This window comes from Corynebacterium sp. KPL1818, assembly GCF_000478135.1.
In the GTDB taxonomy this organism is placed as follows: Bacteria; Actinomycetota; Actinomycetes; order Mycobacteriales; family Mycobacteriaceae; genus Corynebacterium; species Corynebacterium accolens.
On record NZ_KI515758.1, the window covers coordinates 850,390 to 865,350 of the forward strand.

At 59.4% G+C, this 14,961-nt stretch carries 14 protein-coding genes and 1 pseudogene; 8 read left to right on the top strand and 7 right to left on the bottom strand.

Annotation, left to right across the window (positions count from 1 at the left end):
- Nucleotides 1-4: 4 nt before the first annotated feature.
- On the bottom strand, nucleotides 5-304 hold the full coding sequence (locus tag HMPREF1261_RS03970; protein ID WP_023030060.1) for a type II toxin-antitoxin system RelE/ParE family toxin: 300 nt from the start codon (nucleotides 302-304) through the stop codon (nucleotides 5-7).
- A gap of 426 nt (nucleotides 305-730) precedes the next feature.
- Here HMPREF1261_RS03970 and HMPREF1261_RS03975 point away from each other — a divergent pair, with 426 nt between their 5' ends.
- The gene (locus HMPREF1261_RS03975; protein ID WP_023030061.1) at nucleotides 731-1,741 is read left to right on the top strand and encodes an o-succinylbenzoate synthase; all 1,011 of its coding nucleotides are present in this window, start codon (nucleotides 731-733) and stop codon (nucleotides 1,739-1,741) included.
- Nucleotides 1,742-1,802: 61 nt separating this feature from the next.
- Here the strand turns inward: HMPREF1261_RS03975 and HMPREF1261_RS03980 are convergent, their stop codons facing one another.
- On the bottom strand, nucleotides 1,803-2,348 hold the full coding sequence (locus HMPREF1261_RS03980) for an OsmC family protein (RefSeq protein ID WP_023030062.1): 546 nt from the start codon (nucleotides 2,346-2,348) through the stop codon (nucleotides 1,803-1,805).
- Nucleotides 2,349-2,575: 227 nt separating this feature from the next.
- Between HMPREF1261_RS03980 and HMPREF1261_RS03985 the strand changes: the two genes are divergently transcribed.
- The 5 genes from HMPREF1261_RS03985 to HMPREF1261_RS04005 all read left to right on the top strand — a co-directional run bounded on the left by HMPREF1261_RS03985 (nucleotide 2,576) and on the right by HMPREF1261_RS04005 (nucleotide 7,263).
- A complete protein-coding gene (locus HMPREF1261_RS03985) occupies nucleotides 2,576-3,745 on the top strand; it encodes an ABC transporter substrate-binding protein (RefSeq protein ID WP_023030063.1) in 1,170 nt (389 codons plus the stop codon).
- A gap of 14 nt (nucleotides 3,746-3,759) precedes the next feature.
- Nucleotides 3,760-4,638, top strand: coding sequence for an ABC transporter permease (locus HMPREF1261_RS03990; protein WP_023030064.1), 879 nt, complete (start codon nucleotides 3,760-3,762; stop codon nucleotides 4,636-4,638).
- Nucleotides 4,631-5,395, top strand: coding sequence for an ABC transporter ATP-binding protein (locus tag HMPREF1261_RS03995; RefSeq protein ID WP_023030065.1), 765 nt, complete (start codon nucleotides 4,631-4,633; stop codon nucleotides 5,393-5,395). The genes HMPREF1261_RS03990 and HMPREF1261_RS03995 overlap by 8 nt, the downstream gene beginning before the upstream one ends.
- A gap of 130 nt (nucleotides 5,396-5,525) precedes the next feature.
- On the top strand, nucleotides 5,526-6,236 hold the full coding sequence (locus HMPREF1261_RS04000) for an IS6 family transposase (protein WP_023030066.1): 711 nt from the start codon (nucleotides 5,526-5,528) through the stop codon (nucleotides 6,234-6,236).
- A gap of 481 nt (nucleotides 6,237-6,717) precedes the next feature.
- Nucleotides 6,718-7,263 carry an EamA family transporter gene (locus HMPREF1261_RS04005; RefSeq protein WP_232207983.1) on the top strand — a complete coding sequence of 182 codons (546 nt, stop codon included), beginning with the start codon at nucleotides 6,718-6,720 and terminating at the stop codon, nucleotides 7,261-7,263.
- Nucleotides 7,264-7,468: 205 nt separating this feature from the next.
- Here the strand turns inward: HMPREF1261_RS04005 and HMPREF1261_RS12985 are convergent, their stop codons facing one another.
- From HMPREF1261_RS12985 to HMPREF1261_RS04025, 5 genes and pseudogenes are all read right to left on the bottom strand, one after another.
- Nucleotides 7,469-7,777 (bottom strand): integrase core domain-containing protein, encoded by a 309-nt coding sequence (locus HMPREF1261_RS12985; RefSeq protein ID WP_023030069.1) that lies wholly within the window; start codon nucleotides 7,775-7,777, stop codon nucleotides 7,469-7,471.
- Between the two features lie 44 nt (nucleotides 7,778-7,821).
- Nucleotides 7,822-8,391, bottom strand: coding sequence for an IS3 family transposase (locus HMPREF1261_RS12990; RefSeq protein WP_084538507.1), 570 nt, complete (start codon nucleotides 8,389-8,391; stop codon nucleotides 7,822-7,824).
- 3 nt (nucleotides 8,392-8,394) lie between these two features.
- Nucleotides 8,395-8,731 (bottom strand): annotated as a pseudogene (locus HMPREF1261_RS12995) (transposase).
- Nucleotides 8,732-8,926: 195 nt separating this feature from the next.
- Nucleotides 8,927-9,226, bottom strand: coding sequence for an IS3 family transposase (locus tag HMPREF1261_RS04020; RefSeq protein ID WP_023030071.1), 300 nt, complete (start codon nucleotides 9,224-9,226; stop codon nucleotides 8,927-8,929).
- 189 nt (nucleotides 9,227-9,415) lie between these two features.
- Nucleotides 9,416-11,395 (bottom strand): FAD/NAD(P)-binding domain-containing protein, encoded by a 1,980-nt coding sequence (locus HMPREF1261_RS04025; protein ID WP_023030072.1) that lies wholly within the window; start codon nucleotides 11,393-11,395, stop codon nucleotides 9,416-9,418.
- A gap of 263 nt (nucleotides 11,396-11,658) precedes the next feature.
- Here HMPREF1261_RS04025 and HMPREF1261_RS04030 point away from each other — a divergent pair, with 263 nt between their 5' ends.
- Nucleotides 11,659-14,073: an excinuclease ABC subunit UvrA gene (locus HMPREF1261_RS04030; RefSeq protein WP_023030073.1), complete on the top strand. Its 2,415-nt coding sequence runs from the start codon at nucleotides 11,659-11,661 to the stop codon at nucleotides 14,071-14,073.
- 75 nt (nucleotides 14,074-14,148) lie between these two features.
- Nucleotides 14,149-14,898, top strand: a complete 750-nt coding sequence (locus tag HMPREF1261_RS04035; protein WP_023030074.1) for a hypothetical protein — start codon at nucleotides 14,149-14,151, stop codon at nucleotides 14,896-14,898.
- The last annotated feature ends 63 nt before the right edge of the window (nucleotides 14,899-14,961 follow it).

Here is a 14,961-nt window from a genome sequence, read left to right on the forward strand (position 1 = left end):
TCTCTCAGTGGTAATCCACCATTTCAATAACGATGACCACGCGGCCATCGCTGTTCGTTGCGAATTTGAGGATGAGCCGAAACTGCTTGTTCAGGCGGATCGAAGAGGTCCCGGCTCGGTCGCCTTTCAGTTGTTCCAGATGTAACGACCGCATGGCCCGCAGGTCGCGTTCATCCACGGCTCCCCTCAGGATTTGGATTTTCTTGCGATATGCCTTGATGATGTCCGAACCCCATCGTTTGGGGATGTAGGAGGAATCCTCGGCCATTCGTTGAAGTTCGTCGTCCTCGAAGAGGATGCGCACCAAGTCCACCTCGTCCAGTTCACTAGTGCCGCGCCCATCTGACGTGACCCATCCTTCTCTACTTGTATAGGGCTAATCACCCCTCATGTGAAGTATAATATGTCAGATGTGCCGGTTCTGCAAGATGGGGACTAGGTGTGAAAGAGGGCCACCTCGCTGCAGCGAGGTGGCCCACCGGCAGGATAAGCCTTCCAGATCTAAGAAAAGCCGAACCCGAAGGTTCGGCTGGAGCATTCAACGCCGGAAACGAGCCGACGCTTACTGAGGTTCAATTCTCGAGATACAGCTTATCTGGTTATCTACTGGATTTGTTGACGCGATGAAAATTTCCCCCTTTAGGGGTTAGTATAAAATGAATATACCGGGCTGTATGTGCTGAAGTGTTCTTACTTAGGCATGGGTAAGTAAGGCAGATAGTATGAATCCATGAACATTGATGACGTGCTCGACCGCGCCCACGTAGTCTCCCTCCCGCTGGCCGTGAAGTTTCGCGGCATCACCACGCGGGAGGCGTTGCTGATTGAAGGGCCTGCCGGTTGGGGTGAATTTGCGCCGTTCCTGGAATACGGGCCCGCGGAATCGGCCGCGTGGCTGCGCGCCGGGTTGGAAGCCGCTTACGAGGGTTTTCCTAAGCCCGTCCGCGAATGGGTAGAGGTCAATGCCACCATTCCCGCCGTTCCCGCCAGTGAGGTCCCGGCGATTGTGGATCGCTACCCCGGCTGCCGGACGTTCAAGATCAAGGTGGCGGAGAAGGGCCAGACGCTTGCCGATGACATCGCACGCGTCCACGCCGTCCGCGAACACGTGAGTGCCCGGGGCGTTATCCCGGTGCTGCGCGTGGATGCCAATGGCGGCTGGAGTGTGGCCGAAGCGGTAGAGGCCGCCCAGGCGCTCATGCCGTTGGACTACATGGAACAACCCTGCGCGAGCGCGGAAGAACTGGTGGAGGTGCGCAGGCAGCTCATGCGCAACGGGCTTTTTGTGCGCGTGGCCGCGGATGAATCCATTCGCAAGGTTGAGGATCCGTACCGTGTGGCGGATCTGCAGGCGGCCGATGTGGCGGTGGTCAAACCCGCGCCGCTGGGCGGGGTGCGCCGCGTCCTCGAGGTGGCACAGCACCTGCGTGAACGGCACATGGATATTACGGTGGCCTCGGCGCTGGATACTTCTATTGGCATCAATATGGGCTTGGCGGCAGTGGCGGCGTTGCCGCAAATCTATGACGATGAGGACATCGACGTCACCCCGGCCGCAGCGGGCCTGGCAACGGGCAGCCTTTTCGAAGAAGATGTCACCGCGCCCCGCCAGCTACATGACGGCCATCTGCGCGCCGAGATCCTTGCCCCAGAACCGGACCGCTTGTCCTCCTTGGCCGCCCCGGCCAGCCGCCGTGAGTGGTGGTTCGGGCGCCTCCGGGAATCGTGGCAATTCCTGTAGTCGCTCCTAAAGCATAAGAAAAGCGCCTGGCACTTGCCAGGCGCTTTTATCTATCTAAACCTTAGACCAACTCGTGGGTGAGGTTGGCCGGGCGGGTGTAGGTATTAACAACCGGGGACCACTTGATGGCGTCGTCCACGATCTTCTGCAGGGTTTCCTGGTCGGCGTCTCCGTCGATGTCGACCTTAACGTTGACGTTGGAAACGCCTGGGCGCTTGTCCTCGCCCAAGTCACCAACGCCCCAGGTTGGGGAGAGGTCGATGTCGCCGACGATGTCGAGCTCCAGCTTGGTCAGGGTGACGCCGCGGTGCTGAGCGATGGCCTGGATGCCAACGTTGATGCAGGCGCCAAGACCGGCCTGGGCGACCTCGGTGGGGTTGGGGGCGGAGTCATCGCCAAGCAGCGGCAAAGGCTCGCCCACCTTGATGGTGTGGTCGCGCACGGTGGTGTTATTGCGGAAGAAACCGTCAGCCTCGGTGTGGGTGCGGACGTGCTTCTTGGCACCCTCAGGGTTGTCGATGTTCTTCTGTGCTAGGTCGTTGAGCTTCTCGCCATCAATGGGCTCGAGAGCGTCGCCTTCGTTGTGGTTTGGGGTGAGATCAGACATTAAATTGCTCCTTGTATCAGATGTTTATTAACTGATGGCGCCATGGTAACGCGAAGGCAAATATAAATCTAGAACAAGGGGTCTATTTTGTAGAGAATGCCAGGTCTAGAGTGAATATAAATGTGTGCACCGCATTTGCTGACCTGTGAATTTAGAAATTGACACCGTAGTGCGCCTAGCCTAGGTTCGTTCTGAACAAACCACTTGGTCTAGTTAAGAAAGAACGCATGGTTCACGATCTGAAGCTGTCGCGACGGCAGATACTGCGCAGTGCAGTAGCAATGGGCGGAGTAGCAGTGGGCTCGCAGGTGCTCTCTGCGTGTTCCTCGCCGCGACAGGAGGACAAGGCTCAGTCCGGGACATCCGGGCGGGGCGGGGAAACCCTCACCATCGGATTCGTGCCCATCGCGTGCGCGTCCCCGCTGGTCGCCGCCGACGGGCTGGGCGCCTTTGCAAAGCAGGGCCTCAACGTTGAGCTGCGCAAATTCGCGGGATGGGCAGATCTCTGGACCGCCTATGCCACCGGCGCCTTAGACGTGGCGCACATGCTCTCGCCCATGCCGCTGGCCATCGATGCCGGTGCCACCAATGCCTCCCGGCCCACCGAGTTGGCCTTTACGCAAAACACCAATGGGCAGGCACTGACCTTGTCCACTTCCCACCTGGATACCGTGTCGCGGCCCGCGGATCTGAAGGGCATGGTCCTGGGCATACCTTTTGAATACTCCGTGCATGCCCTCTTGCTGCGCGATTACCTCGTGGCCGGCGGGGTCGATCCGGTCTCCGATGTGGAGCTGCGCCTCTTGCGCCCGGCCGATATGGTGGCGCAACTTTCGGTAGGCACCATCGACGGCTTCATTGGCCCAGAACCTTTCAATCAGCGCGCCCTGACTACCGGATCGGGCCGGGCCTTTGTGCCCACCCGCCAGATGTGGGATAACCACCCGTGTTGCTCGGTGGCCGTGGCAAAGGAAGTGGACCGGGGCGTGCGCGACCGCGTAGTCGCGGCGCTGCACGAAGGCGCGCAGTACGTCGATAGCCCGCACCACGTCCACGATTCGGCCTCCATGCTGGCCAAGGAGAAGTACCTGAACCAGAAGGAAGAGCTGATCTCGCGGGCGTTGGCCGGAAATTACACCACCTGGGACGGCAAAGAACTGGTGGATCCACAGATGATTAAGTTCGGCGGCAGCACCTCTGCCACCGCAATTACGTGGATGGCCGCCCAAATGGCCCGCTGGGATCTGGGCGGAAAGGCAATGCCGATGGATGATCAAGCGCTCATAGACGTCACAAAATCCGTCTTGCCGCGCGAGGCCGATCTCACTACGGACCCAGTGGAAATCAACGGCCATACCTTCGATCCCCTGCACCCCACCGCCGGATACCAGCGTTAAGGACCCCCACGCTTATGACCACACTGAAAAATCACAGCACTAGCACCAGCACAGCGCACTCCACTGGCACTCACACCGCAGCGCTCCATTCGGGCCGCACCGCCAGCCGGAAGAAGCGGCGGGAGAGCCCGTGGAAGGCAATAGGCCTGGGTATTGCGCTTTTCATTGCCTTCATCGCCATCTGGCAGGCGGTCGCGGCTGCGGGCTGGCTTTCCGATATCGCCCCCACTCCCGCGCGCACCTGGGACAGGGCCGTGGAGATACTCTCTGATCCCTTCTACCGGGATGGGCCGGCCTCGGTGGGCATCTTTTGGCACATGGTGGCTTCCCTGCGCCGCGTGCTCATCGGCTTTGCCATCGCCATGGTGATAGCCATTCCGCTGGGCTTTTGGCTGGGATCTTCTGCTACCTTCCGCCGCGCGACGGATCCCTTTGTCCAGATCCTGCGCCCCGTGTCCCCGCTGGCGTGGCTGCCACTAGGCCTGGCACTGCTTCGCGATGCCGAAAATACCGCCGTCTTCGTCATCATCCTCTCCGCCTTGTGGCCGACGCTGCTCAATACCATCGAGGCGGTTCGCGGGATTCACCCCACGTATAAGAACCTGGCGGCCACGCTCGGCACGAACCGGATGCAGCAGCTCCTCTATATCGTCGGGCCGGCTGCGCTGCCGGGGATTATCACCGGCATGCGGCAATCGCTATCGACCGCTTGGTTGGTCATCGTGGCCGCGGAAATGCTCGTCGGCGGGCAGGGCGTCGGTTTCTTTGTCTGGAATATGTGGAACCGCCTCGATATTGACGCCATCGTTGTGGTCATCGTGCTTATCGGTGTTATCGGATTGGCCCTGGATTACCTCGTTGCTTCCCTGCAGAAAGTGGTGCGCTATGACTAATGCCCATATCGAATTTGCTGGTATTACCAAAAGCTACGGCCCAACGAAGATCATTGGGGAAACTTCAGTATCCATTGGGGAAAGCGAGTTCGTGTCCGTGCTGGGGCCATCGGGCTCCGGCAAATCCACCATGCTGAATATGATCGCGGGCCTGGCATTCCCCTCTACCGGCGAGGTGCGCGCGCGAGGAGAGGCCGTGACCGGCTCAGGTCCTGACCGCGGCGTGGTATTTCAAAATCACGCGCTCCTGCCCTGGATGACGGCGCGCGGGAATATCGAATTCGGGCTGCGATCGGCCCGCCCGGAGCTATCGAAGGCAGAGCGCAGCAAGATTGCGCAGGACTTCCTCGACGAGGTCAGCTTGGGCCATGCGGCCGACCGGCGCCCGTCGCGGTTATCCGGAGGCATGCAGCAGCGCGTCGGTTTGGCGCGCGCCTTCGCCATCGGCTCGGATATCTTATTGCTCGATGAACCCTTCGGCGCATTGGATGCGCTAACCCGCCGCCAGCTGCAGTCGTTGCTGCTAAATGTGTGGGAAGAAAACCGCCGCACGGTGGTCATGGTCACCCACGACGTGGATGAGGCAGTATTGCTCTCGGATCGCATTGTGGTCATGTCGCCGGGGCCAGAGGCCACCATCATCGAGGACATTGAAGTTGGGCTGCCCCGCCCGCGCAGCGGCAGCGATGACTCCGCGGTAGTGGAGCGCAAAAATGAGCTGCGCGAACGGCTCCTTGGGCTGCTCGAAAACGGCTAGAGCGAGAGGATGTTCCTATATAGGTTGTCAACTTCGTGGGTGGGTTTGTTGGGGGTGTGTTGACTTTAGGTTGCTGGGTGCTGTTGCAAAGTTGGGGCAGTAGGAAGAGCGAGGTGAAATAATCACAGCCATGGGTATCTTCTCCGGTCGTCATTTCCCCCGTGACATCATTCTGCGGGCAGTGCGGTGGTACTGCCGCTACGGGGTGAGCTACCGCGATCTGGAGGAAATGATGACCGAGCCGGCCGTGCCGGTCGATCACACCACGATCTACCGCTGGGTCCAGAAATACGCCCCTGAGCTGGAAAAGCAAACACGGTGGTACCGGCAGGTACCTGACTGGCAGGCCAGTTCCTGGCGGGTGGATGAGACCTATATCCGGGTCGGCGGCAGGTGGTGCTACCTCTATCGGGCGATCACCGCCGGTGGCCAGACCCTGGACTTTTACCTATCTCCGAAGCGGAACGTGGCCGCAGCGAAGCGTTTCCTGGCCAAGGCCCTCAGATCCAATGCGTCAGCCGGGTATCCCAGAGTGATCAACACCGATAAATCACCCTCCCTAGCCAGGGCAATCGCCGAGTTGAAGTCAGAGGGAATCTGCCCGCCAACAGTGGAACACCGGCAGGTGAAATACCTCAACAACATCCTGGAAGGCGACCATGGTCGGCTGAAGCGGATTCTCGGGCCGAAAGGCGCGTTTAAGAACCGGACATCTGCATATCGGACGTTGAAAGGGATGGAGGCGATGCACTCATTGCGGAAAGGGCTAGGTACGATGTTTGCCTACGGGCAACCGAACCCGGACGCGGTGATCGTCAACCGGGTCTTCGAGATGGCCTAACAACGCCCACACGCAGCGGCCGTCAGGGAATGAGAAACTGAGTCTTCGCTGCTCTCCGCCCAACTTTGCAACAGCACCTATTAAGTTAACTTTACGGATTTTGAGGGTAAGGTTTTATGATCCAGTCCAATAAACCAGGTGTAGGGGCGGTTATCGTAGCCCTAGCTGTCCTATGGCAAGGAATCGGCACTGCGATAGTCGGAGCCCAAGTAGACCCAGAGCTATCTACTTTTACTACGTTTTCAGCGTTTCTTATCGCGGCGATTATCTCCACAGTGGTCTATTTAGCGTTTTATCGTAGAAAATACCGAGCTACGGAAACACCGCATCCCCCCATGAAAATGACAACTGCAGCAAGCCTCAATCTGTTTACTGCGGGCGCTTTCTGCTTATTCTATGTTTCCACTACTTTGATGCAGCCCACTGCAGCAAGTGTCATCGAAACAGGAGTCGGCCCTTTTATTGTCGCAGTAATAATGACTTGGTCGGCCAGAAGACTCAGCAGTTCATTGGTGTCAACAACTGCAGTAGTGGTTCTGGCTCTATGTTTTTCCTCCTAGGAACGGGAAGCAGTTCACCCCAGTCTTATCTGGGTTTCGCTCTAGCTGTAGGCGCAGGAATTTCTGCGGTAGGAGTGCTTTACTCCTCGCGCTGGGCTACTGAACAAGGGAACAGCGTTCTCACGATTGCAGCAGTGAGGTTTCACTTAGCTTGGATTATTAGCGGTCTCGTGGCTTTCTTTTCCGTGGAAGCGGAGATGCTTCGAGGCTCTACCCTGTCAATCGTCCTGCTATCGGTGATGTGCATTACTTTTCCTATCCTGCTCTTGCAGTGGGGAATTACCTTAGCGCCGCCTTTCATCTCGGCACTGATCATCGCGGCCCTTCCGGCCGTGGTGATGGCTACCGAGGTGGCATTGGGCTCTCAAGTCGAACCAATTCAGTTAACTTTGTTGATGCTCATTGTGGCAATAACCATAAGCCAAGCAATGTGGGGAACACGGAAAAATGAAAATATTAGTAGTTGATGATTCTTCAAGTGGCGCCGATCTGGTGGCAACCCTGCGCCAAAAAAGGGACGTAGAGGTTGCTACTGCTAACCCGCCGTATGCCATCTCAGCTAACGAAGACGGGAGCATTTCCGATCCATGGGCCCTGGCCCTACTCCGGGAATGTAGCCAAGAAAAATTTGACCTTGTTGTGCCGGGAAGTGAAGTGCCCCGAGTTTTGTTCCTAGGCATTTGCCTTGATTTCTATTATTGCCTGTGGCGGGTTCTGCTTCCAAAACTCGGTTTCGACCTCGACCGGGGTTCGGTATCCCAGGCTTTGGTGGAGCCTTGTCTCGTTCCACCATGACACCCACTCGAACGTCGCGATTTCTACCTCGACAACGTCATCCCACCTGCGGGTATGAATCAACTCGTTCTTGTGAGGGGCCGTTAACGTTTTCAGCCAGAGCATTGTCATATAAGTCACCGACACTTCCGGTGGAAGCGGCAATGCCGTGCTGGGCAAGTCGCTCGTTGTAGACCACGCTGACATACTGCGATCCGTGATCCGAATGGTGAATGAGACCTGTTGTTTCCTCAGCACACTTGGGTTGCCTGGTTGAGAGTTTGCAGCGGCAGTGCTTCGGTGCGCATCGAGTCTGATAACGCCCACCCAACGATCCGTCGGGAGTAAACGTAGGTGACAAACGCGGCATACACAAAGCCTTTCTTCGTGCGCACGTAGGTAATGTCGGCCACCCACAGCTTATTCGGGCCCCGGGCTTTAAATTCACGCTCGACCAAATCCGGGCGCAAATCAGGCACGTGAGCTTTTCGGGTTGTAATTGGTGATCCGCCTGTGCCTTTGCCAGAAACACCAGCTAGGCGCATCAACCGAGCGGTTTGTTCACGACCGATATCGATTCCTTCACGGCGAAGCGCATGCCACATTTTCCGCACACCTAAGACACCGTAATTATCTCTATGAACAGCACTAATGCGTTCAACCAGCACGCCGTCACGAAGTCGACGAGCACTTAACCCACGGGCTTTGGACTGGCGATAACCACGCGAGGTGATAAACCCACCAGCCCGGTTATTTTTCAACGTCTTACAGATGAACTCGACAGAGAAATAATTCCGGTATTTATCGATGAACCGGATCATTTCTTAACGTTTTGGGTCGAGTTCCGACGCGAAAAAAGCTGACGCAGCCTTCAGCAACTCATTGGTATCTCGAAGCTGGTGATTTTCACGGCGTAGCCTGGCATTTTCGGCGGCCAAATCTTCAGGTACAGGTTCTGGGGTGTTTCCTGCACGGCGGGCCTGTTGAGTCCATTGACGAGCCGTGTGCCATGAAACCCCCAGCTTTGGAGCTACTGCCTGGCGCGCGGGGTGCATCGACATGTTTTCCGCCACGATGCGGTCTTCTACAAGACGGACCACACGGTCCTTTGCATCTTGGTCAAATTTTCTTGGCATGTTCCAGATTTTCCCATCTACTCAAACGGAACAAAACCTGGGACACTTCAAAGATGGTCTTTATTCTTGCACCAATAAGGGCATCGGAACACATCTTTAACCTGCGTTTTTTACGGGTGCTCACCCACTTGTAAAACGAGGAACGATTCAGCTTTAACACGTGGCACATCCGTGTGAGCCGAGTACTCGGTTCGGTGGTCATCGACAAACTGGAAGCGGATCACCAGTGAGTCTCTTCGGCAAAATACTTCGCGGCCTTACGCAGAATGTCGCGTTCTTCGCGCAGCCGCGCGTTCTCTTTTTCCAGCTGGCGGATTCGCTCAAAATCATTCGCCGCTTGGGCTTTATCATGCACTGCTTTTATGCGGGCACGTTTGCCGGTGCCGTACTTCTTGATCCAAGAATGCAGCGAGGCACGGTTGATACCGAGCTCTGCTGATGCTGAGTTCAGTGAGAGGTCCTCATTGTTTTCGTAGAGGGCCACGGCATCGCGTTTGAACTGTTCGGAGTACCTGGACATGGTGGTAGATTACCTTTCTTCCAGCCCGACTGGGCTGGATATCAGGTGTCCACCAAATGGGGGTCAGGTCCGAACGCAGATAAACATAACCTGCCCCAGCATGGGGCTAGGAGTATGAATCCTGGGCTCCTCTGAACGGAACTGCTAACAGCGTAATGGGCAGGCGGTTGCCTGCCCCCTCGCTGCTAGCTACGCTTGCCCCGCGAGTGCTACCTGGGCCGCGTGCACGGCGGCCTTATCGGCTTCCTGGATGAACCACGAATCCGTGCCCGGAATGGGCGGGGCCAAGGTGGTATCCGGGTACTCGGCGTGGGCGGGGATTCCCACGAGGTGCAGGCGCTTATCCACCGTGCCGTCGGCGTTGTGGACCTGGCGGGTATCGGGGTCCTCAGCAGGCGAGCCGGTGGGTACCTCGATGCCATCGCTTGCGGTTTCCGTAAACGCGCGCACGCGCCCGGATTCCACGAGGGAGTGCATGAAGGAATCGTGAGGGGTGCGGCGGATGTCGGGCTTGTGTACCCAGGCATCGAGAAGCGTGGTGCCCGGGATGCGCTTGCCGCCGGATGCGCTGGAGCTCATGGTCCATTCGTCGGCATCGGCATTCGTGCCCAAGACGGGGTTGCCGCCGACGAAGCTGACGATGCCGGCATCGACAAGCGCCAGCAATTGCTGCGTGCGGAAGGGCGGCGGGCCGGAGCACGTGGTTTGGCCCAAGGTAATGGCCTTATCAAACATGTGGTGGCGCGACTCCAAGGTATAGCGACCCTCGGCGCCGAGGACCTGGGTGGGTTTGCGGGAGAAACCGACCGACCACAGGGCGGCGCGCACCGGACTATCCGGGCCTTTTTGGGCCTCTGCCAGGTCCTCGCACAGGCTCTGCACGATGTGCTCGGTGAGCTCCTGCTGGCTGGAAAAATCCTCCGTGAGCAGGTGCATCCAGCGCAGCAGGCTGAAATCCTTGGTGGTATGGCGCTTAATGACCTCATCCAGTTGGGCTAGGCCGTTATAGGCCACCCCTGCATCCACCGGGGTGGCATCGAGGGCGGCAATGATGTCCTCGCGGGAGGTGCGCAGGCTCTCCGGCTCGACGCGGACGAGGGTATCGATATAGGCCTGGTAGGCATCGCGGGCGACTGCAGGCCACACCTCAGTGTCATAGTTGATGGAGCGCGGGCCCGTGCGGTGGGACAGCTCGGCGACGACCTTTTTCAGGCGCGGGATTTTCGCTGCCGGTGGCAGCGATCCTTCATCGGATTGCGGCAGGAAGGGATAGCCGCGCCGGGAGGCGGCCGCAAAAGTGGGCTCGGTGCCGGTGGCTTCATAGCGCATGCCCCAAGGCTTGGAGGAATCCTCGACGAATTTACCGCCGCGGCCCACCGTAGACAGGATGAGGATATCGAAAAAGCCCATGCCAAGCCCGCGCACGAGGACCTTCTCATTGTCCTTAATGGAGTCAACGCCCTGGTCAATGGGGTTATCGGCGCGGATCCAGCGCAGGCTGGGGTTTTCTTCCAAGATCCTGAGAATCCACCGCTCGTTTTCGGTATAACCCTGGTTCTGCCAGCCCGTAACCGCCAAGGTGGAGCCTGCTTCAACGGTGGTGTCGTCGGTGAGGTACAAAATATCCGCGCCATCGCGGGAAGCAATATCCACCACGCGGGCGTGGTGTTGCTTGACCTCTACCCAGCCTGGTACATCCTGCAAGACGGAGCGGAAGACCCACAGGATGTAGTGGCCGTATAGCGCGCGCGGCAAATAGGATTCGGGGCGCAGCTTCTCCAGTTCTGCGCGGCCGAATTCCTCAAGCACCTGCGGATCCAGCGGATGGGCGGCGACGTAATCGCGGGCGCCGGGGGACACGTGGGCACCGCCAAGCGTCAGGCGGATCCACTCGTAGATGGTGGGGCCTTCCACCACTGGGGCCTCCACCGTGGAGTTGGGCTCAGAAAACAGCGTCATGCCGTGCGCGAAGGTATTCATGCACAGGTATTTGGGCTGGTTGATATCCCAAATCTTGCCGCCGCCGTGCTGGGCATCATCGATAAGGTGCAGCGTTAGCTTCTCTGGCGGGTGGGACACGGTATTGAGTTGTGCCACGAGGCGCTCGAGGACGGAAATGCCGCGGGGGCCAAGTCCAATCAGCGCGATGGATGAAGTGTTATCGGTCAACGCGGAGCCCTACCTTCTAGCTTATAGACCAAGCGGAATCGTCATAATAGACAATGAAGTCTATCAGCAAGAGTGTCGGCGAAATATGCACCGGCGGCAGCTTGGTGCTGGCAGGGCGCGCTCGCCAGCCGGAACACCCCGGGCAGGCGTGAAATTAATTCTTGGGCGGGCTGAGTGGTAGACAGATCGGTAGGCAATTCGCGGCGGGGGTGGCGGGCCGAAGCGTTGCCTTAGGAAGCTGGTGCGCGGGTAGGATTGTGGTCATGACAATCAAGGTTCGCGATGCCCACTTACACAACCTGCGCAACGTCGATGTGGATATGCCGCGCGGCCAACTCGTGGCGGTGACGGGAGTCTCCGGTTCCGGAAAGTCCTCCCTGGCCTTTGGCACCATCCACGGGGAAGGGCAGCGCCGCTACCTGGAATCGGTGGCGCCGTTTGCGCGCCGGCTCATTAGCTCCGCGGTGGACCCACAGGTAAGCCAAGTGGAGGGTTTGCCGCCCACGGTGGCGCTGCAGCAATCCACCTCTGGCGGCGGGGCGCGCTCCACGGTGGGCACGGTCTCCGCGCTATCTAATAGCGTGCGCTTATTGTACTCGCGCGCCGGGGATAACCCTGAGGGCCTCTACTCGGATGCCTTTTCACCAAATACCCCAGAGGGCATGTGCCCGCAGTGCCAGGGCGCGGGCGTGGTGCACGAGCCCACCGAGCAATCGATGGTGCCCGATCCCACCTTGTCCATTGAGGAAGGCGCCATTAAGGCCTGGCCCGGTGCGTGGGCGGGCAAGAATTTTCACGATATCCTCATGAACTTGGGCTATGACCTGGATTCGCCTTGGCAAGACCTGCCGCAGGAAGATCGCGATTGGATCCTATTTACGGAAGAACGCCCCGTGGTCACTGTGAAGCCCTTGCGCGGCGCGGACCAGATCCAGCGCAATTATGAGGGCACGTGGCGCTCGGTAGCCAGCTACCTCACCAAGACGCTGCAGGAGACCCAATCAGAATCGCTGCGCAAGCGCACGTTGTCCTTCATGGAATCCCGCGAGTGCGATACCTGCCACGGCCGCCGGTTGAACCCGCGGGCGCTCAAGGTGACGTATGCGGGAATGAGCATCGATAAGCTGGGCGCGCTGCCCCTGGACCAGGTTTATGAGGTGCTCAGCGCGCAGGAACCGGAGGAAAACTCCGCAGAGGATCTGCTGCTCAAACAGGTGCTGCCGGCGCTGACTTCTGCCCTAGAGTTGGGGCTGGCGCACCTCAGCTTGGACCGGCCCACCCAGAGCCTTTCGGCGGGTGAATTGCAGCGCATTCGGCTAGCCGCCCAGCTGCGTTCCGGCCTCTTTGGCGTGGCCTATGTGCTCGATGAGCCGTCTGCCGGCCTGCACCCCGATGAGCGCGGGGCGGTGCTGGACATGTGCCGCCGGTTTATTGACGCCGGCAATTCGGTGCTGCTGGTAGAACACGATATGGATCTGGTGGCCCAGGCGGATTGGCTCGTGGACGTCGGCCCCTACGCCGGCGAGGGCGGCGGCAAGGTGGTCTATTCCGGTCCGGTCGAGGACTACGACGCCGATACCCCCACCGCCCGCGCCTTGGCGCAGCGTGAGCTCGCGCTTGCCGATGCCCCCCGTACCCCCTCCAACCACCTCCGCCTCCACGACATTTCTGCGCGCAGCATCGACGGGCTCGATGTGGACTTTGGCCTGGGGCAATTTACCGCTGTTGCCGGGGTCTCGGGTTCCGGCAAGTCGACGCTGGTAAGCACCGTGCTGGCAGAAACCCTCAAGGAATCCGCCACCGCCGTGGCGGATGAGGATAAAGATGATGCAGACGAGGGCGGCCACGAGTTCTCGCTTGCCGGGGTAGAGGGCCTGGATAAGGTCTCCCGTCTGGTGCAGATTTCCCAAAAGCCCATTGGCCGCACCCCGCGGTCCACGCTGGCCACCTATACCGGCCTTTTCGATAACGTGCGCAAGCTCTTTGCCTCCACCCCGGAGGCCAAGGAGCGCAAGTGGACGGTCTCGCGCTTTTCCTACAACGTCAAGCAGGGCCAGTGCCCCACCTGTGGTGGCGCAGGAAAAATCGAAGTAGAACTGGTCTTTTTGCCGGGTTCCTATACCACCTGCCCGCAATGCGGCGGTGCCCGCTTCAACGATGAGACCCTCGAGGTGACCTGGCACGGGCGCAGCATCGCAGAGGTGCTGGAGCTTACCGTGGATGAGGCCGCAGAGTTCTTTGCTGAGGAACCAAAGATCCATCGCGCCATCGCCACGCTGCAGGCCGTGGGCTTGGGCTACCTCCGCTTAGGGCAGGGCGCACCGGAGCTTTCCGGTGGCGAGGCGCAGCGCATCAAGCTCGCCACGGAATTGCAGCGCTCCCGCAACTCGCGGCGCGGGCACACGGTCTACATGCTGGATGAGCCCACCACCGGCCTGCACCCGGCCGATATTGCCCTGCTCAATGCGGAGCTGCACAAGCTTGTCGATGCCGGGCATACCGTGATCGTCATCGAACACGATCTCAACGTTCTGGCCAGCGCGGACCGCATCATTGAGATGGGCCCTGGCGCCGGTGCAGACGGCGGGCAGATCATCGCGGATGCCACCCCAAGTCAGCTGGCCGCTGAAGATACCGCGACCGGCAGGACGCTGCGGGCGCGCCAACCTCAGGGCTAGCACCTCCTCGGTTCGGCGCTGGCATCTGGGAGATTCCCTGGGAACTCACAGGAAAATGATGTACATCTGGTAGGCATGACAAATAATGGCTTTGGTGAAAACGGTTCCAATGGCCGAAAAGGCTCCTATGACGACCGCGGCACTGACGAGACCCGCCAGTGGTCTGGCCCGGCCGAGGATGCCACGCGCCAGATAGGCCGCGTCCCAGATAATGCGGGCGGTAATGCCCGCAGCCAGCGCCCACAGCAGTATTTCCCGGGCGCGCAGCAGCCGCAGAATGAGACGCGGCAATTCGACGCGAACGCCGATTACCAGCAGAATTACCAACAAAACTACCAGCAGCCCGGCGGGCAGTATGGCCAGCAGTACGGTCAACAACAGTATGGCCAGCAACAATACGCCCAGCAGCAGTATGAGCCGGTGCCATCAGACTATGACCCGGATCAGCGCGGTAGGGGAAAGAAGAAAAACGGCGCGATGGCCGGGGTCTTTGCCGCCATCGCCGTGGTTGCCATCTTGGCGGCGGGCGCCCTGTTCTTCTTGTGGCGCAATGCCGCGAGCGATGCCGATAAGCCGGCGCCAGAACCGGTGACGGAAACTACGACCACGCAGGTGCCCACCACGGTGACCGAAACCGAGGATGCGGGCCCTGGAATCTCTGAGCGCTTGCGCAATCTGCCAAAGCTGCAGGACGAACTCCCTGAAGATATTCCTACCGAGCTGCCACCGGAAATCCAGGACCGCCTGGAAGAAGGCGATGACCTCGACGTGGAGCGCCTCTTGCGGGATCTGTTTGGCGATAGCGGCAACCAGCAGCAGGGCTAGGCAGTAGTAGCGGCAGAGTGGCGCGGCGGCTCGGCGGCGCGGCAGGGCGCGGCGCGATTGCCG

Coding starts and splice junctions, on each gene's coding strand:
- HMPREF1261_RS03985 (WP_023030063.1), top strand. CDS start 2,576: ATGGTTCACGATCTGAAGCTGTCGCGACGGCAGATACTGCGCAGTGCA.
- HMPREF1261_RS03980 (WP_023030062.1), bottom strand. CDS start 2,348: ATGTCTGATCTCACCCCAAACCACAACGAAGGCGACGCTCTCGAGCCC.
- HMPREF1261_RS04000 (WP_023030066.1), top strand. CDS start 5,526: ATGGGTATCTTCTCCGGTCGTCATTTCCCCCGTGACATCATTCTGCGG.
- HMPREF1261_RS04035 (WP_023030074.1), top strand. CDS start 14,149: ATGACAAATAATGGCTTTGGTGAAAACGGTTCCAATGGCCGAAAAGGC.
- HMPREF1261_RS04020 (WP_023030071.1), bottom strand. CDS start 9,226: ATGTCCAGGTACTCCGAACAGTTCAAACGCGATGCCGTGGCCCTCTAC.
- HMPREF1261_RS03975 (WP_023030061.1), top strand. CDS start 731: ATGAACATTGATGACGTGCTCGACCGCGCCCACGTAGTCTCCCTCCCG.
- HMPREF1261_RS03990 (WP_023030064.1), top strand. CDS start 3,760: ATGACCACACTGAAAAATCACAGCACTAGCACCAGCACAGCGCACTCC.
- HMPREF1261_RS12985 (WP_023030069.1), bottom strand. CDS start 7,777: ATGTCAGCGTGGTCTACAACGAGCGACTTGCCCAGCACGGCATTGCCG.
- HMPREF1261_RS04030 (WP_023030073.1), top strand. CDS start 11,659: ATGACAATCAAGGTTCGCGATGCCCACTTACACAACCTGCGCAACGTC.
- HMPREF1261_RS12990 (WP_084538507.1), bottom strand. CDS start 8,391: ATGATCCGGTTCATCGATAAATACCGGAATTATTTCTCTGTCGAGTTC.
- HMPREF1261_RS03995 (WP_023030065.1), top strand. CDS start 4,631: ATGACTAATGCCCATATCGAATTTGCTGGTATTACCAAAAGCTACGGC.